Here is an 18133-nt window from a genome sequence, read left to right as displayed (position 1 = left end):
GCCGGGATGCATGCCCCCTGCGCGCACCCCGGCCGGTCGTCCACTGCGGCGCCGCGACGCGGCGCGGGCCTCAGCCCTGGCGGCGCACCAGCGTGCCGGCCCGCGGTCCGGCGCCGGCCGCGCCGAACGACGATCCGGTGTACGTGGTGCCCACCCGGCCGACGGCGCCGAGCTGGGCCGTGGCGGTGACGCGGACGGCCGGGGCCGAGCCGGGCCGGGCGGCGACCGCTGCGGGTACGGAGGTGCCGCCGAACGGCACGGCCGAGCGCCCGGCCGAGGTCACCACGGTCGGGCCGGGACCGGACAGCGCCGAGGCGATCGCCGCCTGGGCATCTCGCCGACGGCGGTTCCAGGCGCCCCGGTCACCGTCGAAGTAGCCCTGGCGGTAACCGAACCGGTAGCCGATGCGGTAGCTGAGCTGACCGTGCAGGCGCCCGGCCGCGTAGCACGTGGAGCCGAGCAGGAGAACGAGCACCACGGCGAGAAAGGGGGTCATCGCTCGTCCGCCCCGGGCAGCGGGTCGACCACCAGCAGGCGCTCCAGATCGTCGGTGCTGACCTCCTCGACCAGCTCCACGCTGATCCGGCAGCCGTCGAGGATCACCTCGGCCACCGACGCCCGGCGGATCTCCCCGCCGGAGTCGTAGACCCGCACGCTCAGCTCCGGGCAGCCGAGATGGGTCCGCCAGGCGTCCCACTCCCCCCGGTCGCCGACGCTGAGTGAGAGATACCGGCACCCGCGGGCGAGATAGAGACGCCAGGGGGCGCTCAGCCCGGCGGACACTCCGTCCGCGATCAGCCCGAAAGCCTGGGCACGTGTCGCGAGCTCGGTCACGAAACCCCCTCGGCACCCGCGGAGTGACGCATGTGAGCACTCGTCGTCTCAAGCACGTGACACACCGTAAGTTGTCTCATGAGCGTGACAGTATCAGCTTTTCAGGCCTTTGCCGCCGTACTCGTGTCCATCTATTCTGCCCGGGTGACACCCCTCAGGAGCAGCACTGAATCGTTTACCGGAAATCCCGGATCATCGTCACGTCGGCGTGACAGCAGCGCGCCGAGCCGTCCTCTAGGGACCGACTGGCCGTACCGTCACGGGGTGACCGAGACGACCAACGCACGGAAGATCGCGTTCGCCACCTTCGTCCGGCGCGCGCTCGACGACGCCCGCGCACTGCGGGCCTGGAGCGGCACCGAGGTCTCCCGGCGCACCGGCGTCTCCCGCCAGACCATCAACCGATGGGTACGCGGCGACTGGGCCAGCGACCCGGAGGCGGAACGCGTCGTCGCCTTCTGCGAAGGGCTGGGGCTCGACCCCGCCGCCGCGTTCATCGCGCTCGGCTGGGACCGGGCCGCCGGACCGCGTACCGCGCCGACCCCGCCCCCGATGGACCCGGACGTGGAGGCGCTGCTGCGCCGGCTGGTCGATCCGAACGTGTCCGACGCGGAGAAGTTCCACATTCGAGAAACCATTCGTTACCTCGCATATCGCCCGACTCTGCCGGGCGGTGTCCGAAATAGGGGTAAACAAGCCGGGTAGTTCCTCAGATGGCGAAAGAACGGAAGGTCGGACCCGATCGTTTCGCCTCGGGGACGGATCGGACCCGCTAGCGTCCACGTTTGTACTGCTAGGGGCTCGTCATCGGCGGGGGGACGGGACACAGCCGAACCCAGCCCTGCGGGACAGAAGGAGGGGTCTGTCCATGACCCTGAAATGGTTGGCAGTCGTGGTCGCGGTGGTGTCGCTGACATCGTGCGTGACCGGCAACGTGGTGGTCGGCGTACTGGACGGCGGGCAGCTTCCCCTGGTCGTCAACCTCTTCGCGCTCACCACGGCCGGCACCGCGGTGATCCTCGCCGTCGTCGCCGAGCTGCACGATCGGCTCAACGACCGGGTCAGCGCGCTCACCGAGTTCCTGGTGGCGCGGCTCAACGAGATCGAGGCGCACACCGGCGACCGCAACACCGGCTTCGTGGAGGGCTACCTGCTCAGCCACGGGCAGGAGGCGGCCGTGGTGCCGTTCGGTCGCCGGGGACGAGGAGCCGCCGAACGCTGATCCCCACGTCGTTCCGACGTCACATCTCGGCCACGAATACGCCGCCCGGCGCGGGGTACGCTGACGCGCGTGCCGCCGTTGAATCTGGGCAACCAGCAGCCGAAGACCCCGTTGAACGCGGAGCACGCATGGCGTGCGACCGCTGACCGCGCGGGTGACGTCGTCCTCTTCTTCGACTTCGACGGCACACTGGCGCCCGTCGACGACGACCCCACGGCCGTACGGCCCGCGCCCAACGTGCTCACCGCGCTGGAGGCGCTCGCCCCGCACGTCCGCCGGATCGCCATCGTCTCCGCCCGCCCGGTGGACTTCCTGCGTGACCACCTCGGCGGCCTCGCCGGCATCGACCTGTACGGGCTCTACGGCCTGGAGCACAGCCACTCCGGCGGCGAGACGGTCACCGAGCCGGCCGCCCTGCCGTGGGTGCCGACCATGTCGGAGCTGGCCGAGCAGGCCCGCGCCGAACTGCCGCCCGGCGCGCTCGTCGAGTTCAAGCGGCTCTCCGTGGCGCTGCACTGGCGTACCGCCCCGCAGCTCGGCGACCTGGTGCAGGAGTGGGGCCGGGCCCAGGCCGAGCGGCTGGGCCTGCGCGCCCAGCCGGGCCGGATGGTGCTGGAACTGAAGCCCCCTGTCGACCGGGACAAGGGCATGGTGATCGGCGAGACGGTCCGGGACGCCGGTGGCGCCTGGTACTTCGGCGACGACGTCTCCGACATCAAGGCGTTCGCCGCGCTGCGCGCCCGCGCCGCCGCCGATCCCGACTTCCTCGGTGTCTGCGTCGCCGTCGCCAACCCGGAGACCGGTCACGAGGTGGCCGATGCCGCCGACCTGACCCTGGACTCCCCGGCCGCCCTGGCCGACTTCCTCACCGCCGCCCTGCCCCACCTCCGCTGACACCCCCGCCCCCGCGGTTTCTCCCCCGCGATCTTGCACTTGCCGCCCCGGCAAAGCAGGGCAAAAGCCCCGCCCTCGGGGCCGAAAGTGCAAGATCGCCGGGGCGAGAGTGCGGCGAGAGGGCGAGGGGGTCAGGTGCCGAAGCGGCGCTGGCGGGTGGCGTAGGAGCGCAGGGCCCGCAGGAAGTCGACCTTGCGGAAGTCGGGCCAGTTCAGCTCGCAGAAGTAGAACTCCGAGTGCGCGCTCTGCCAGAGCATGAAGCCGGAGAGCCGCTGCTCGCCACTGGTCCGGATGATCAGATCCGGGTCCGGCAGCCCCTTCGTGTAGAGGTGCTCGGAGATGTGGTCGACGTTGATCGAGGTGGCCAGCTCCTCGATCGTGCCGCCGTTCGCCGCGTGCTCCACCAGCAGCGAGCGGACCGCGTCGGCGATCTCGCGCCGCCCGCCGTACCCGACTGCGATGTTGACCTGAGCCCCGCCGTCGCGGTCGCGGGTGCGTTCCTCGGCGGCCTTGAGCGCGGCGGCGTGCTGCGCCGGCAGCACGTCGAGCGCGCCGACCATCCGCAGCCGCCAGGGGTTGCCCTCCTCCGCCAGCTCGGTGGTGAGGTCCTCGATGATCTGGAGCAGCGGGTCCAGCTCGGCGGCCGGGCGGGACAGGTTGTCGGTGGAGAGCAGCCAGAGTGTGACGTGCCCGACGCCTGCCGCGTCGCACCAGCGGAGCAGCTCCTTGATCCGCTCGGCGCCCATCCGGTGGCCGTCGTTCGGGTCGACGAAGCCCATCTCCCGGGCCCATCTGCGGTTGCCGTCGCACATCACGCCGACGTGTGCGGGTACGGGCTTGCCCGCGAGCTTCGCCGTCAGCCGGCGCTCGTACACGGAGTAGAGGAGTTTCCGCAGAGTCATCACCTTGCAGGGTAGCGACCCGCGGGAGAGATCAGTGTCTCGGTGGCATATCACCTGACTGTGCGCCGGTCCGGCGTGGTCGCGGCAGGTCCGCCCCGATCGCCATCAGGGTGCGCGCGTCCAGCCGGCCGTCACCGAGTCCCAGCTCCACCACGGTGCGGTAGACGCGTTCGTCCCGCCGGGCCGCGCCGACCACCGCGTCGACCACCCGGCGCCGCCGGGCCAGCCACGCCGCCACCGAGCTGTGCCGCAGGTGGGTGCCGAGCCGGGCGCGCAGCGCGGCGGCGTACGCCCGGGCGGCCTCGGCCGGGGAGCCGGCCGCCGCCGCGCCGGCGAGCGCTCCGGAGCGCAGCGCGTAGAAGATGCCCTCGCCGGTGAACGGGTTGATCAGCGACAGCGCGTCCCCGGCCAGCACCACCCGTCCGCGGCCGGGCGCGGGCCGGTGGGTGGACAGCGGCAGGTGGTGGGCCCGCAGGCCGGTCACCGTGGCCGGGTCGACGTCCGGGAGCAGCGCGGCCATCCGGTCCAGCAGGTGCGCGCGGGTCAGCGGTTCGCCGCGCAACACCTCCCCGTACCCGACGTTCGCGCGACCGTCGCCGATCGGAAAGGCCCAGGCGTACGCGGGCCAGCGCGCCGCCGAGGTGACGATGAGCTGTTCGGGCGGCCCGGCCGGTGTGGGCGCGTAGCCCCGGATGGCGAGCGCCAGGTGCCGGTCCGGGTTGACCGGGTGGCCGAGCGCGCGCCGTACCACCGATCCGGCGCCGTCAGCGCCGACCACCGCCCGTGCGGACAGCTCTCCGTCGAGCACCACCCGGTCGGCGGCGATGTCCACCCGGCGTACGGTGTGCCGCCGCAACTCCGCGCCGGCCGCCACCGCCGCTGCCACCAGGCGCGCGTCGAACACCTGGCGGGGCACCGTGTACGCGGGCCGGGGCAGCGTCCGGGCGACGGTGCCGCCACCGGGGCCGACCAGGCGCAGCGCGGGCAGCGGTGCGTAGCCGTCGACCGCCCCGGTCACGCCCAGCTCGGCGAGGACGTCCAGCGCGTGCGCGGCGATGCCGTCTCCGCACGCCTTGTCGCGGGGGAAGTTGGACCGGTCGAGCAGCAGCACCCGCGCCGCCCCGGCCCGCCGCGCGCCGAGCGCTGCGGCCGCTCCGGCCGGCCCGGCCCCCACCACCACGACGTCCCACACCCCCTCATCCTGCCCCGCCGCACCCCGCCCCGGGCGACGATCATGAGGTTGACGGCAGCGAAGGAGATCGAATAAGCCGCCAACTTCATGGTCAACCGAGTGAGGGTGGGTTGCGGGTGGCGCGGTGCAGGGAGTAGAAGGTGAGGGCCGCCGCCGTGACCAGGGGGGCGCCGTCGCGGATCAGGCCGTCGGTGCCGAGCAGCCACCAGCACAGCGGCAGGTCGATCGCCAGGACGCCGAGTGTGACCACTACCAGCGCCCGGCGCGCCCATGCCCGGTCGCGCAGCAGGAAGGCGGTGCAGAACAGCACGGCGTAGCTGACCGCGATCCCGGCGCCGAACCAGAAGATCAATGCCGGTACGGCGGCCAGCCGCCCGTCCAGTACGGCGCCGGTCGCGACGAGCGCCGGCACCAGCATCAGCGGGCTGTAGGTGAACGCCGCGACCCGGGCGGTGAGCAGCCAGCCGTTCGCCTGCGGGCGCTTCGGCGCCATCTCCCGCCAGGCGATCGTCCCGCCCTCGACGACCAGGCCCTTGCGGTGCCGGACCAGGTGCGCGCGGATCGCCTCGGAGCGGTAGAGCAGCACCACCACGGCGACGCAGAGCGCGGTGAGCACGGCGAACCCGACCAGGCCCGGCAGCGCGGGCACCCCCTGCCGGGGCACGATCAGCCGCCCGACCGCGAAGATCGTGGTCACGGCCAGGATCAGCCCGAACGGCCGCGCACCCACCCGGCCCTTGTTCACCTGCCCGATCAGCAGCAGGAAGCCGAGCGACCGGAGCATCGCCCAGCCGGTGCGTACGGCCAGACCGAACTCCTGCTCCGGGGCGTACCAGTAGTTGAGCAGCTCGACCACGACGGTGGCCGCCGCGGTCACGGCGAGCAGCGTGGTGAGCGCCCGGACGGCGGACGGCCGCCGGACCTCGACAGGTTCAGCGGCCGTCCTCATGGCATCCGATGTTGCCCGGCGGGGGCAACAGGCACACCTGTTACTTCTGCGGCTCCGCGTCCAGCCGGGCGCGCAGCGCGTCCAGCTCGGCCCAGAGCACGCCGGGGAGCTTGTCCCCGAACTTCTCGAACCACTCGGTGACCAGCGGCAGCTCGTTGCGCCACTCGTCCGCGTCGACCTTCAGCGCGATCCGGACGTCCTCCGGGGTCATGTCCAGACCCTCGACGTCGAGCGCGTCCTGCGCCGGCACCATGCCGATCGGCGTCTCCACGGCCTCGGCCCGGCCCTCCAGCCGCTCGATGACCCACTTGAGCACGCGGGAGTTCTCGCCGAAGCCCGGCCAGAGGAAGTTGCCCTCGGCGTCCTTGCGGAACCAGTTCACGTAGTAGATCTTGGGCAGCTTGGCCTCGTCGCCGTCCGCGCCCTTGCCCATCTCGATCCAGTGCCGGAAGTAGTCGCCGGCGTTGTAACCGATGAACGGCAGCATGGCCATCGGGTCGCGGCGGACCACGCCGACCGCGCCGGAGGCGGCGGCGGTCGTCTCCGAGGAGAGCGTGGCGCCCATGTAGACGCCGTGCACCCAGTCGCGGGCCTCGGTGACCAGCGGGATGGTGTCCCGGCGGCGGCCACCGAACAGGATCGCGTCGATCGGCACGCCGTTCGGGTCGTAGTAGTCGTCGGCCAGGATCGGGCACTGCGTGATCGGCGTGCAGAAACGGCTGTTCGCGTGCGAGGAGAGGCTCTCGCTCTCCGGCGTCCAGTCGTTGCCCTTCCAGTCGATCAGGTGCGCCGGCGGCTCACCCATGCCCTCCCACCAGATGTCGCCGTCGTCGGTGAGCGCCACGTTGGTGAAGATGGAGTTGCCCCGGTCCAGCGTCCGCATGGCGTTGGCGTTGGTCTTCCAGTCGGTGCCGGGTGCGACGCCGAACAGGCCGTACTCGGGGTTGATCGCGTAGAGGCGGCCGTCCGCGCCGAACCGCATCCAGGCGATGTCGTCGCCGATGGTCTCGACCTTCCAGCCCGGGATGGTCGGCTCCAGCATGGCGAGGTTGGTCTTGCCGCAGGCCGACGGGAAGGCGCCGGCGATGTGGTAGACCTTGCCCTCGGGCGAGGTGATCTTGAGGATCAGCATGTGCTCGGCGAGCCAGCCCTCGTCGCGCCCCATCACGCTGGCGATACGCAGCGAGTAGCACTTCTTGCCGAGCAGCGAGTTGCCGCCGTAGCCGGAGCCGTACGACCAGATCTCCCGGGTCTCCGGGAAGTGCGAGATGTACTTGGTCTCGTTGCACGGCCACGCCACGTCCTGCGCACCCGGCGCGAGCGGGGCGCCGATGGAGTGCAGCGCGTGCACGAAGTCGGCGTCGTCGCCCATCGCCTCCAGGATCGACGACCCCATCCGGGTCATGATCCGCATCGAGGCGACGACGTACGGGCTGTCGGTGATCTCCACGCCGAACATGGGGTTCTCGGCCTCGACCGGGCCCATGCAGAACGGGATGACGTACATGGTGCGCCCGCGCATGCTGCCGCGGTACAGCTCCGTCATCGTCCGCTTCATCTCGGCCGGCGCCATCCAGTTGTTGGTGGGGCCGGCGTCCGCCTCGTCGACGGAGCAGATGAAGGTGCGCTCCTCCACCCGGGCGACGTCCGTGGGGTCGGTACGCGCGTAGAACGAGTTGGGCTTCTTCTCGGGATTGAGGCGGATCAGGGTGCCGTTCTCGACGAGTTCGTCGGTGAGGCGGCGCCACTCCTCATCAGACCCGTCCACCCAGACCACACGGTCCGGGGTGGTCAGTTCCGCGACCTCACGTACCCAGGCGAGCAGCTTGGGGTTGGACGTCGGGGCCTGATCGATACCCCGAACAGCAGCCGGAGCAACCATGTCACTTCTCCTTGTGGTCGACGCTGACCGATCTATGGGGTGCACGAGTTCCGGCGGGCTGGTACGCCGCCTCGTGGAAACCTGGGATTGGGCTCAGCGTAAACCGGACTGCCTCGTCAGTCAGTGGGACTGGTTGTGAAGAACTGCACAAGGTACGGCCACGCTGCGGCATCACGATCTGATACCCGCTTTCGCGCGCAGTTTCACGCAAATCCTGCGGTGAACCTTCGACGGCCGGGTCCGGCACCGAGTGACCGCGACGCCCGATCGCGTTGAAGCGTACGAACATGTCGCGAAAGACGATTCCGTGATGCGCTCCACAGATTCGCACAGCGCGTTACGCTCTGCTCACGGACATCGAGAACGGGCGACGCCTCTCCGACCCAGGCAGCCCGAGCGCGACGGCCGCGGCGAAGCCGTCGTGGCCGACTCGCCGTTGCAGTCCGCCCGGTTACCGCGCAACCGGTACTCTCGGCGGGTGGCCGCGACGATGACCGGAGACCAACCGGGGGCTCCGCAGACCCGCCGGGGTCCGATCGGAGCACTGCTCGACCGTTTCGGTCACCTCATCCACGAGCTGAGCAAGTTCGCCACCGTCGGCGGCCTGGCCTTCGTCGTGGACTTCATCCTCTTCAACTACCTGTCCAGCGGCCGGGACATGGCGCCGCTGGCCGCGAAGACCATCTCCACGGTGATCGCCGCGACCGTCGCCTTCCTCGGCAACCGGTTCTGGACGTGGCGGCACCGGCAGCGGTCGAACCCGGCCCGCGAGTACGCGCTGTTCTTCTTCTTCAACGCGGTCGGCCTCGGCATCGCGGTGGCCTGCCTGGCGATCAGCCACTACGGGCTGGGCGCGATCTGGCCCGCGGTGTTCCAGACCCCCCTGGCCGACAACATCGCCAGCTTCGTCGTCGGCACCGGCCTGGGGACACTCTTCCGGTTCTGGTCGTACCGACGGTTCGTCTTCGTCGAGGCGGGAACACCTCCCGTTCCGGCAACGAGCCACGACCGAGAGTCCGGGGCGTGACGAACCGCCCATCCCGACCCGCCGGGCCCAGCCGGCCCAGCCAACTGCCTAAGGTGTTCCGCATGCCTGGAGTCCGTCTGCTGCCCGAGCGCTGGCAGAAGTTCATCCACGAGGCGCTCAAATTCGGCATCGTCGGCGGCATCAACACCGTCATCAATTACGCGGTGTTCAATGCGCTGGCACTCACGGTTTTCCGTGACGGTCAGCTGAAGGCGACAGTGATCGCGACGATTATCGCCACGATCACGTCGTATCTGATGAATCGTCACTGGACGTACCGTGATCGACCGAAATCGGCACTCCGGCGCGAATACGTCCTGTTCTTCCTCTTCAACGGTGCGGGTCTGCTCATCGAACTCGGCGTCCTGGCCCTGGCCAAGTACGGCCTCGGCGTACACGGCCTGCTCGCGCTGAACGTCGCCAAGACCATCGGTGTCCTGCTGGCCACGCTGTTCCGCTTCTGGTCGTACCGCACGTTCGTCTTCCAGCCGGTACCCAAGCACGCCGAGGAGACCTGGCACTCGGTGCCGCGTGACGAGTGGGACAACGTCGCCGAGATGGACCCGGTGGCCGAGCTGGCCGAGTCGGTCAGCGAGCTGGAGGAGGAGGAACCAGCTCCGGGCGCCGGCCGGGTGGCCGACTTCCCGCCACCGCGTGGCCGCCCCGCACCGGCGGACGCCGGACTGGGTGGCGCGCTCGGCACCGACCTGGACGCCGAACTCGCCGCGGAACTCCAGCCCCGCCGCGCCCGCCGCTGAACGACGAGAGGCCGGCACCCCTGACACGAGGTGCCGGCCTTTCCGTCGGTCAACGTCAGGGCTGGTCGCGCAGGGCCTTGCCCTCGGTCATGTCGGCCAGGATCTCGCGCATCTCGCCGTCACCCAGGCTGTGCTTGTCGTGGTGCGCCTCGACCAGCTCGTAGAGCTTCGTCTGAACCTTGTCCACGCCCGGCACGTCGTGCAGCACCGACTGGCCGCGCTCACCCGCCGACTCGATGGTCAGCGTGCCGCAGCCGAGCAGCCGCTCCACGAAACGCTGGTGCATGGCGTGGTCGTTGATCCGGGTCAGCGGCAGGTCCCGCCGGTTACGCGACAGCACCCCCTGCTGGAGCAGCACCCGCTCGTTGGTGAACAGGTAGTGCGTGGTGCGCCAGACCAGGAACGGCCACAGACCCAGCCACAGCACCAGTGCCAGGCCGACCACCGCGATCGCGTAGAGCGCGATCGTGCCGCCGCTGCCGTCGGGCAGCAGGAGCCACCCGGCGACGACCGCCGCGACGGCGAGCACGAGCACCAGGACCGGCCGGATCAGGGCCTTCCAGTGCGGGTGCAGGTGCAACACGACGTGCTCGTCCTCGGTGAGCACGTCTTCGGGGAACGCCACGGCTGAACCTCCTCGCAGAACCGGACGCGCTGACCGTAACCGGTCGGCGCATCCGGCCGGCATCGGCCGCGCGGACGGCTACCCGTGGTTGTTAACAGGGGGCCCTTCCTCTACCGGAGGCGTTAAGAGGGTGCCCTTCCTTTCACCGCAGGTGCAGCACGTCGCCTGCGGCCAGCCGCAACGTCTCGGCCCCCGTCTCGACCAGGAGCTGCCCGTCGGCGTCCACGCCGGTGGCGGTGCCGTGCGCCTCGCTGCCGTCGGGCAGCAGCACCCGCACCTGGCGGCCGACTGTGGCGCACCCCGCCAGGTACGCCTCACGCAGCCCACTGGCCTCCGCGTCGCCTCCGGCGTCACGCCAGCGCTCGTACCAGTCGGCGAGCGAGCGCAGCAGCGCCCGCAGCAGCGGATCGCGGTCGGTGGCGGTGGCGCCGGCGAGCTGGAGCGACGTGGCGGGCAGCCCGGTCGGGTTCTCCGGCAGCTCGTCGGCGCGCAGCGTCACGTTCAGCCCGACACCGACCACGATCGCGGGGGGCCTGTCGTTCTCCCCCGGCACCGCCTCGGCCAGCACCCCGGCGCACTTCGCACCGTCCACCAGCAGGTCGTTGGGCCACTTCAGCCGCGCGTCCAGCTCGGCCAGCAGCCGTACCGCCTCGGCCAGCGCGACACCGGCCAGCAGCGGCAGCCAGCCGTACCCGGTGGTGGGCACGGGCGACCAGCCGCGCTCCGCGACCGCCTCGCCGGGCCGCAGCAGCACGCTCGTCGCGAGACCGGCGCGCGGCGGCGACTGCCAGACGCGGCCCCGCCGGCCCCGGCCGGCGGTCTGCCGCTCGGCGACCACCACCAGGCCCTCCGGCTCGCTGGCCCGCGCCGCGGCCACCACGTCCGCGTTCGTCGAGCCGGTCTCGGCCAGCAACTCCAACCGGCGCCAGGGCCCGTGCGGCGCGACGAGCGCGCGCCGCAGCCGGGCCGCCGACAGCGGCGGTCGGTCCAGATCGGTGTACGGCGAACCGGGCATCCCGCCAGCCTACGGCCACCGGGTCCGCCGGTCGCCGCGAAGCGGTGAGGCGCACTGCACAGCCTCAGACACCTGAACCATCGTTATATTCCACGGGTGACTACCGAGACCGGGTTCAACATCCACACGACCGCCGGCAAGCTGGCGGACCTGGAGCGACGGCTCGACGAGGCGGTGCACGCCGGGTCGGCACGCGCGGTCGAGAAGCAGCACGCGCGGGGCAAGAAGACCGCCCGCGAGCGGATCGAGATGCTCCTCGACGAGGGCTCGTTCGTCGAGCTGGACGAGTTCGCCCGGCACCGCTCGACCAACTTCGGGCTGGAGAAGACCCGCCCGTACGGGGACGGCGTGGTGACCGGCTACGGCACCGTGGACGGCCGGCAGGTCTGCGTCTTCTCGCAGGACTTCACCGTCTTCGGCGGCTCCCTCGGCGAGGTCTTCGGCGAGAAGATCGTCAAGCTGATGGACCTCGCCATGAAGATCGGCTGCCCGGTCGTCGGCATCAACGACTCCGGCGGCGCGCGGATCCAGGAGGGCGTCACCTCCCTCGGCCTCTACGGCGAGATCTTCTTCCGCAACGTCCGGGCCAGCGGCGTCATCCCGCAGATCTCGCTGATCATGGGCCCGTGCGCGGGCGGCGCCGTCTACTCCCCGGCGGTCACCGACTTCACCGTCATGGTCGACCAGACCTCGCACATGTTCATCACCGGCCCCGACGTGATCAAGACGGTCACCGGCGAGGACGTCGGCATGGAGGAACTGGGCGGCGCCCGCACCCACAACACCCGCAGCGGCAACGCGCACTACCTCGGCACCGACGAGGAGGACGCGATCGAGTACGTCAAGGCGCTGCTGTCGTACCTGCCGTCGAACAACCTGGACGAGCCGCCGGTCTTCGACGCGCCCGCGATCCTCGACGTCACCGATGAGGACCGGGAGCTGGACACGCTGATCCCGGACTCGGCGAACCAGCCGTACGACATGCACCGGGTCATCGAGCACGTGCTCGACGACGGCGAGTTCCTCGAGGTGCAGCCGCTGTACGCGCAGAACATGGTGGTCGGTTTCGGCCGCGTCGAGGGGCGCCCGGTGGGCGTGGTGGCGAACCAGCCGATGCAGTTCGCCGGCACGCTCGACATCGCCGCCTCGGAGAAGGCGGCCCGGTTCGTGCGCACCTGCGACGCGTTCAACGTGCCGGTGCTCACCTTCGTCGACGTGCCCGGCTTCCTGCCCGGCACCGGCCAGGAGTGGGACGGCATCATCCGCCGCGGCGCGAAGCTCATCTACGCGTACGCCGAGGCCACCGTCCCGAAGGTCACAGTCATCACCCGCAAGGCCTACGGCGGCGCGTACGACGTGATGGGCTCCAAGCACCTCGGCGCGGACCTGAACTTCGCCTGGCCGACCGCGCAGATCGCGGTGATGGGCGCGCAGGGCGCGGTGAACATCCTCTACCGCTCGGAGCTGGCGAACGCCGAGGACCCGGCCGCCGTCCGCGCCGAGAAGATCGCCGAGTACGAGGACACGCTCGCCAACCCGTACATCGCCGCCGAGCGCGGCTACGTCGACGGGGTGATCCCGCCGCACGAGACGCGTACCCAGATCGTGCGGGCGCTGCGGGTGCTGCGCACCAAGCGCGAGACGCTGCCGCCGAAGAAGCACGGCAACATCCCGCTGTAGCGCGTCGGGTGCCCCCGCCGGGAGATCGGCGGGGGCACCGGCGTCAGCAACCCGGGTTCGCGGCCACGCACATCCGCTCGGCGGCGACCCGCGCCATCTGCCGTACCTGTTCCTCGGTCACCCTGGCCTCGGGCACCTGGCCCTGGGGCAGGTCGGTCCGCAGCCGGCCGGACGGGATCAGCACCGTCACCAGGTCACCCACCCTTACGACCAGCCGGTCCTCGTACAACGGCGCATAGCCGGGCGGCCGGCCGGTCGCCTGGTCCGGCGGCACGCTCGCCTCGTGGCGCAGCAGCAGCGCCTGATCTCCGGCGAAGCCGCTCGCCGCGACGTACCAGCGGTGCACGACCTCGGCGCTGACCATCCCCCGCTCGGTGTAGGCCTGGCCCGTCGTCCGCCACGCGCCGCAGGCCGCGACAGTGCCCTCCAGGCCGGTGACGAACCGGCCCGCCGCCCCGGGTTCCATCCGGTAGACCTCTTGGGTGAGGACCGATCCGACGGTGGTCGCGGGCTCGGTCGGCGGTTCCATCAGGGTCTGCGACCGCGAGTAGCGCGAGCGCGGTTCCTCGGCCGGCCGCCCCTGTTCCCCGGCGCAGACCTGGAGGAGGTCGTCGACCCGGACCGGCTCGTCGAGGCCGGTCTCGCTGAGCCGCTCGCCTGTGGGAACGGGGATGTCGGCCGGTTCCAGCATCGCCTCGGCCACGATCTCCCCCGGCCCGTCGACGGCGCCGGCGGGCGGTGGCGGCGCACCGGCCCGGTCCACGAGGGTCGCGGTGAGCGCCGCGACGACCACCACCGAGACCGCGGCGAGCGCGGCGGAGCGCCGGCTGCGCCGCCGGGCCGTGGCCCGGATCGCCTCCGGCTCCGGCCAGGTGACGTTGCGCAGGTCCCGGTGCAGCAACTCCACGAGTGCGACGTCGTCAGGCATCTGCCGCCTCCTCTTCCAGGTCCACCACGGCGAGCAGCCCGGCGAGCGCGGTCCGCCCCCGGGACAGCCGGGCCTTGACGGTGCCGATCGGGGCCTCGGTCTCCCGCGCCACCTCGGCGACCGGCATGCCGAGCAGGTAGTGCATGGCGATCGCGGTGCGCTGGGCCTCGGGCAGCCGGCGCAGCGCGGCGACCACGTCCAGCGTCTCGGTGCTCGGCGCCGGCACGTCCGCCACCGCGCCATGGCGCAGGTAGGCACGGGCCCGGCTGCGCAGGCTGCGCCAGCGGCTCACCGCGATCCGGCTCGCCACCACCCGTACCCATGCCTCCGGGTCGTCGTACGCACGCACTGTGGACCAACGCTGCCAGGCCCGGATGTACGCCTCCTGCACGGCGTCCTGCGCCTCGGCGAGGTCGCCGGTGAGCACGTAGACGAAGCCGAGCAGCCGCTGCCGGCTGCCCCGGTAGAACTCGTCGAAGCCGTCGCTGTCGGGCACCTGCCACCTCCCCGTGTTCGTGAGGGGACACGCCTGGCGGCGCGGCGCGGGTTGCCCGCTCAGCCGAGCAATTTCTCCAACTCGCCGAGCGGGAAGCCGCCGGCCGGGATCCGGTCGCGGACGGCCCGGCGTACCGCGGTCTGCACCGCCGCGTTGGCCGGGGTGGGTACGCCGTGCAGTCGCCCGAGCAGCACGATCTCGCCGTTGAGGTGATCGGTCTCGACCGAGCCCGCACCACGGGCCAGGCTCTGCCAGGTGGAGCCGCCGGAGCGCTCCTCGCCGCCGACCGGCCGGTGCGACACCAGGTCACCGCGTTCCGCGGCCTCCTCCGCGACCGAGGTGTGGGCGATGCCCGCCGCCGCGAGCGCCGCCTCGCCCTCGGCGCGTACTCGCGTCGACAGGGCTTCGGGCACGTCCCGGCCGAGAAGCGCCTGGAGGCCGTTGCCGAGGTTGGCGAGCAGCTTGCCGTACTTCCAGCGCATCACGTCGTCGCGCACCGGCGCGACGAACCCGGCGGCGGTCAGGTCGGCGGCGACCGCGCGGCTGGTGTCGTCGGCGCCGCTCGGGTAGCGGCCGATGTGCAGCATGCCCGGATGCGGATGGCCGTTGGCGACCACCACGCCCGGCTCCAGGTGGGTGGCGGGCAGCCACACGCACACCGGGTGTACGCGGGCGAAGCGCCGCAGCGCGGCCGGCTCGTTCGCGACGCCGTTCTGGGCCAGCACGACCGGCAGCCGTTCGCCCGCCGTCCCGCCACCCTCGACCGGGGCGTCCGCCCAGACGTCGAGCGCCGCCACGGTGTCCTGCGACTTCACGGTGAGGACCAGCACTGTGTCCGCCGGCAGCGGCGGCCCGTCCGGCCCGGCCACCGCCGGGAGCCGGCCGGTCACGTCACCGTCCGGCGTGCGCAGCGTCAGACCCCGCTCCCGCAGCGCGTCCAGGTGCGCGCCGCGGGCCACGAGCGTCACGTCGTGGCCGGCGTCGGCCAGGAGTACGCCGATGGTGCCGCCGACCGCGCCCGCTCCGATGATCACGTATCGCACGGTCCGATTCTGCCCTGCCACGTAGCGGCCCGCTCCGCGGCGCGATACGGCGTGCTGCGGCCGGCTCGGCGCGGCTCGGCGCGTTCGTGCGGCTCGGCACGGTCAGCCGGTGAGCCCCGCGTCGGCCAGGATCGGGCCGGCCAGCAGCAGCGCTCCGGCGGCGAGTGCGCCCACGCTCACCAGCAGGAACAGGCCCACCCAGAACAGCGCCGGGAACGGCGTGATCCGGGCGAGCTGGTCGGCGTCGGACTGCGGCATCCGGCCCCGGGCGCGTTGCCGGTGCAGCTCGAACACCGGCCGTACGCCGCCGATCAGCAGGAACCAGACCGACGTCCAGGCGAACGCGGCCTGCACCTCGGGCGAGGTGTACCAGGAGACGGCGAGCACCACCCCACCGGTGACAAGTAGCGACAGCACGCCGAACAGGTTGCGGATCATCACCAGCATGGCCAGCAGCAGCGCCACCGCGAGCCAGAGCAGCAGCGTGATCCGGTTCCCGGCCAGCAGCCACGCGCCGCCGAGGCCGAGCAGCGACGGCGCGACGTATCCGGCGAGCAGCGTGAGGATCATGCCGGGCCCGGTGGGACGGCCGGCGGAGAGCGTGAGCCCGGAGGTGTCCGAGTGCAGCCGGATGCCGTGCAGCCGCCGGCCGGTGAGCAACGCGACGAGCGCGTGGCCGCCCTCGTGCGCGATGGTCACCGCGTTACGGGCGATCCGCCAGGGCAGCCGGGCCACGACCACCGCGAGCGCGACCACGGCGGTGACCACCACGAGCAGCGGCGGCGGGTCCGGCTGGGCGCTGGTCAGCGTGTCCCAGAGCGTGGTGAGACCGTCGATCAGGGGCATGGGCGGGGAGCCTACCGCCCCGAGCCGTGTCGTTCGACCGGCGTGCTCCCGCAGCCGGTCAGACTTGGCCGGGCAGTTACTGGAACGGAGATGATGTCGGGTGGATTCGGTAACTGGTGCGTCCGTGACCCCGCTGACCGAGGCCGATTATCTCGCGATGGGCGACGGTCACCACCGCGTCGAACTGTTCGACCGAGGACTGGTCGTCAGCCCCGCCCCGGACCTGCGGCATCAGCGGGTGGTGCGCCGGTTGGCGAACGCCGTCGAGTCGGTGGCCGCGCCGGTCGGGTTCTGCGTCCATCACGGCGTCAACGTTCGGCTCGGCGTCGACCGGATCATGATCCCCGCCCTCGTCGTCACAGATGCCGACGACGAGGGCGCGATCCTGGACGCGGAACGTGTGGCGCTGGTCGGCGAGGTCGTCTCGCCCCGGAACTCCGGAGTCGACCGGGTGTTGAAGATGCAGCTCTACGCGATCGCCCGAATTCCGTGGTACCTGCTCGTCGAGCAGGACGGCGACAGCCACTCGCTGCGACTGCACCGGCTCGACGGCGCGCACTACGTCGAGGACGCGGTGGCCAAGGCGGGCGAGACGCTGAGTGTCACCGAGCCGTTCCGCTGGGCGATGGACCCGAGCGACCTGCGCTGATCCGCAACTGTCGCGCCACCTGGGCGAACGACGACCGTCGATGAAAATTTCCTTTCCCCCTATTGCGATCTAGGGCACTAAGCTCCAAAGATGGGCGTCAATAGACGGACGTCCCTCTGGAGGCAACCATGGCCCGTACCAGACTCTCCGTACGCCGGCTTCTCGCCGCCGGCCTGGCCGCCGCCGCCACCGCGGCCGCGGCCCTCGTGGCGACCGCCGGACCGGCCGCCGCCGCGACCACGCCCGGGATCGACGTCTCCCGGTACCAGGGCAGCATCAACTGGACCAGCGTGCGCAACTCGGGCATCCAATTCGCCTTCATCAAGGCCACCGAGGGTACGAGCTACAAGGACCCGAACTTCAACGCGAACTACGTCAACGCGTACAACGCCGGGGTGATCCGCGGGGCGTACCACTTCGCCCGGCCGAACATCTCCGCCGGTTCCACCCAGGCCAACTACCTGGCCAGCAACGGTGGCGCCTGGTCGGCCGACAGCCGTACGCTTCCCGCCGCGCTGGACATCGAGGGCAACCCGTACAGCGGCGGCTACTGCTACGGCCTGAGCACCACCGGCATGCGCAACTGGATCCAGGACTTCCTGAACACCTACCGCTCCCGCACCGGCCGGTACGCGGTCATCTACACCACAACGAGCTGGTGGAACCAGTGCACCGGCAGCTGGACCGGCCCGTGGGCCAACCACCCGCTGTGGCTCGCCCGCTGGGCCAGCGCGCCGGGCACCCTGCCGGCCGGCGCCCCGTTCTGGAGCTTCTGGCAGTACACCAGCACCGGCTCCGTCTCCGGGATCAGCGGCAACGTCGACCGCAACTACTGGAACGGTGACCGCAGCCGGCTGATCGCGCTTGCCAACAACACCTGACCGGCGCGCGAAAGCAATGGGACCGCCTCGTCTCGGGGCGGTCCCGCTGTCGTCGTACCCGAGGTCAGGCTCTGCGGCGCGCGGTGGCCGGGACGGGCACCGGCGTCCGGCGCATCAGGCGCCACGCCGCCACACCGGCGACAGTGAGCGTCAGCACGCCGAGGACCGCGACCGGCGCGGACAGGCCGGCGCTGATCAGGAGCAGTACGACGTCGCCGAGCGCCACGAGCATCCACAGTGCCAGCCGCGGGCCGGTGTACCTCCGTCGGTAACCCATGTCGCGCCTCCTTCCGTCGTCGGAGGGATTCAT

At 71.5% G+C, this 18133-nt stretch carries 21 protein-coding genes; 8 read left to right on the top strand and 13 right to left on the bottom strand.

Annotated elements, in window-relative coordinates:
- Positions 1 to 70: 70 nt before the first annotated feature.
- Complete coding sequence (locus MICAU_RS04300) at positions 71 to 496, bottom strand: hypothetical protein (RefSeq protein WP_013284065.1); 426 nt, start codon at positions 494 to 496, stop codon at positions 71 to 73.
- Complete coding sequence (locus MICAU_RS04295; RefSeq protein ID WP_013284064.1) at positions 493 to 834, bottom strand: hypothetical protein; 342 nt, start codon at positions 832 to 834, stop codon at positions 493 to 495. The genes MICAU_RS04300 and MICAU_RS04295 overlap by 4 nt, the downstream gene beginning before the upstream one ends.
- Positions 835 to 1098: 264 nt before the next feature.
- Between MICAU_RS04295 and MICAU_RS04290 the strand changes: the two genes are divergently transcribed.
- The 3 genes from MICAU_RS04290 to otsB all read left to right on the top strand — a co-directional run bounded on the left by MICAU_RS04290 (position 1099) and on the right by otsB (position 2950).
- The gene (locus tag MICAU_RS04290) at positions 1099 to 1539 is read left to right on the top strand and encodes an XRE family transcriptional regulator (protein ID WP_013284063.1); all 441 of its coding nucleotides are present in this window, start codon (positions 1099 to 1101) and stop codon (positions 1537 to 1539) included.
- 163 nt (positions 1540 to 1702) lie between these two features.
- A complete protein-coding gene (locus MICAU_RS04285; protein ID WP_013284062.1) occupies positions 1703 to 2056 on the top strand; it encodes a hypothetical protein in 354 nt (117 codons plus the stop codon).
- A 69-nt stretch (positions 2057 to 2125) separates the two neighbouring features.
- Complete coding sequence (otsB, locus tag MICAU_RS04280; protein WP_013284061.1) at positions 2126 to 2950, top strand: trehalose-phosphatase; 825 nt, start codon at positions 2126 to 2128, stop codon at positions 2948 to 2950.
- Positions 2951 to 3081: 131 nt separating this feature from the next.
- Here otsB and MICAU_RS04275 read toward each other — a convergent pair whose 3' ends face one another.
- From MICAU_RS04275 to MICAU_RS04260, 4 genes are all read right to left on the bottom strand, one after another.
- Positions 3082 to 3852, bottom strand: a complete 771-nt coding sequence (locus tag MICAU_RS04275; RefSeq protein ID WP_013284060.1) for an isoprenyl transferase — start codon at positions 3850 to 3852, stop codon at positions 3082 to 3084.
- Positions 3853 to 3883: 31 nt separating this feature from the next.
- Positions 3884 to 5044, bottom strand: coding sequence for a geranylgeranyl reductase family protein (locus MICAU_RS04270; protein WP_013284059.1), 1161 nt, complete (start codon positions 5042 to 5044; stop codon positions 3884 to 3886).
- A 91-nt stretch (positions 5045 to 5135) separates the two neighbouring features.
- The gene (locus MICAU_RS04265) at positions 5136 to 5993 is read right to left on the bottom strand and encodes a hypothetical protein (RefSeq protein WP_013284058.1); all 858 of its coding nucleotides are present in this window, start codon (positions 5991 to 5993) and stop codon (positions 5136 to 5138) included.
- Between the two features lie 40 nt (positions 5994 to 6033).
- Complete coding sequence (locus MICAU_RS04260) at positions 6034 to 7875, bottom strand: phosphoenolpyruvate carboxykinase (GTP) (protein WP_013284057.1); 1842 nt, start codon at positions 7873 to 7875, stop codon at positions 6034 to 6036.
- Positions 7876 to 8365: 490 nt separating this feature from the next.
- Here MICAU_RS04260 and MICAU_RS04255 point away from each other — a divergent pair, with 490 nt between their 5' ends.
- Positions 8366 to 8902 carry a GtrA family protein gene (locus MICAU_RS04255; protein WP_013284056.1) on the top strand — a complete coding sequence of 179 codons (537 nt, stop codon included), beginning with the start codon at positions 8366 to 8368 and terminating at the stop codon, positions 8900 to 8902.
- A 62-nt stretch (positions 8903 to 8964) separates the two neighbouring features.
- Positions 8965 to 9660 (top strand): GtrA family protein, encoded by a 696-nt coding sequence (locus MICAU_RS04250; RefSeq protein WP_013284055.1) that lies wholly within the window; start codon positions 8965 to 8967, stop codon positions 9658 to 9660.
- Between the two features lie 55 nt (positions 9661 to 9715).
- On the opposite strand, the gene MICAU_RS04245 is transcribed toward MICAU_RS04250, so the two are convergent.
- Together MICAU_RS04245 and MICAU_RS04240 are read right to left on the bottom strand one after the other, a co-directional pair.
- Entirely contained in the window at positions 9716 to 10285 is a 570-nt protein-coding gene (locus MICAU_RS04245) for a PH domain-containing protein (protein WP_013284054.1), read from the bottom strand.
- A gap of 142 nt (positions 10286 to 10427) precedes the next feature.
- A complete protein-coding gene (locus MICAU_RS04240; RefSeq protein ID WP_013284053.1) occupies positions 10428 to 11300 on the bottom strand; it encodes a biotin--[acetyl-CoA-carboxylase] ligase in 873 nt (290 codons plus the stop codon).
- A gap of 96 nt (positions 11301 to 11396) precedes the next feature.
- Between MICAU_RS04240 and MICAU_RS04235 the strand changes: the two genes are divergently transcribed.
- A complete protein-coding gene (locus MICAU_RS04235; RefSeq protein ID WP_013284052.1) occupies positions 11397 to 12980 on the top strand; it encodes an acyl-CoA carboxylase subunit beta in 1584 nt (527 codons plus the stop codon).
- Positions 12981 to 13023: 43 nt separating this feature from the next.
- Here MICAU_RS04235 and MICAU_RS04230 read toward each other — a convergent pair whose 3' ends face one another.
- From MICAU_RS04230 to MICAU_RS04215, 4 genes are all read right to left on the bottom strand, one after another.
- Entirely contained in the window at positions 13024 to 13908 is an 885-nt protein-coding gene (locus MICAU_RS04230; RefSeq protein WP_013284051.1) for a hypothetical protein, read from the bottom strand.
- A complete protein-coding gene (locus MICAU_RS04225) occupies positions 13901 to 14404 on the bottom strand; it encodes a SigE family RNA polymerase sigma factor (RefSeq protein ID WP_013284050.1) in 504 nt (167 codons plus the stop codon). The genes MICAU_RS04230 and MICAU_RS04225 overlap by 8 nt, the downstream gene beginning before the upstream one ends.
- Positions 14405 to 14463: 59 nt before the next feature.
- Positions 14464 to 15447, bottom strand: a complete 984-nt coding sequence (locus MICAU_RS04220) for a ketopantoate reductase family protein (RefSeq protein ID WP_041798799.1) — start codon at positions 15445 to 15447, stop codon at positions 14464 to 14466.
- 102 nt (positions 15448 to 15549) lie between these two features.
- A complete protein-coding gene (locus MICAU_RS04215) occupies positions 15550 to 16293 on the bottom strand; it encodes a M50 family metallopeptidase (RefSeq protein ID WP_013284048.1) in 744 nt (247 codons plus the stop codon).
- A gap of 100 nt (positions 16294 to 16393) precedes the next feature.
- Between MICAU_RS04215 and MICAU_RS04210 the strand changes: the two genes are divergently transcribed.
- Both MICAU_RS04210 and MICAU_RS04205 read left to right on the top strand, forming a co-directional pair.
- Positions 16394 to 16942 (top strand): Uma2 family endonuclease, encoded by a 549-nt coding sequence (locus MICAU_RS04210; RefSeq protein ID WP_013284047.1) that lies wholly within the window; start codon positions 16394 to 16396, stop codon positions 16940 to 16942.
- Between the two features lie 128 nt (positions 16943 to 17070).
- Positions 17071 to 17823: a GH25 family lysozyme gene (locus MICAU_RS04205; protein ID WP_013284046.1), complete on the top strand. Its 753-nt coding sequence runs from the start codon at positions 17071 to 17073 to the stop codon at positions 17821 to 17823.
- A gap of 64 nt (positions 17824 to 17887) precedes the next feature.
- On the opposite strand, the gene MICAU_RS04200 is transcribed toward MICAU_RS04205, so the two are convergent.
- Positions 17888 to 18100 carry a hypothetical protein gene (locus MICAU_RS04200; RefSeq protein ID WP_013284045.1) on the bottom strand — a complete coding sequence of 71 codons (213 nt, stop codon included), beginning with the start codon at positions 18098 to 18100 and terminating at the stop codon, positions 17888 to 17890.
- Positions 18101 to 18133: the final 33 nt, after the last annotated feature.

Source organism: Micromonospora aurantiaca ATCC 27029, assembly GCF_000145235.1.
Classification (GTDB): Bacteria; Actinomycetota; Actinomycetes; order Mycobacteriales; family Micromonosporaceae; genus Micromonospora; species Micromonospora aurantiaca.
Note: the sequence above shows the minus strand (reverse complement) of the source record. Positions and strands in the feature narration are given on the sequence as shown.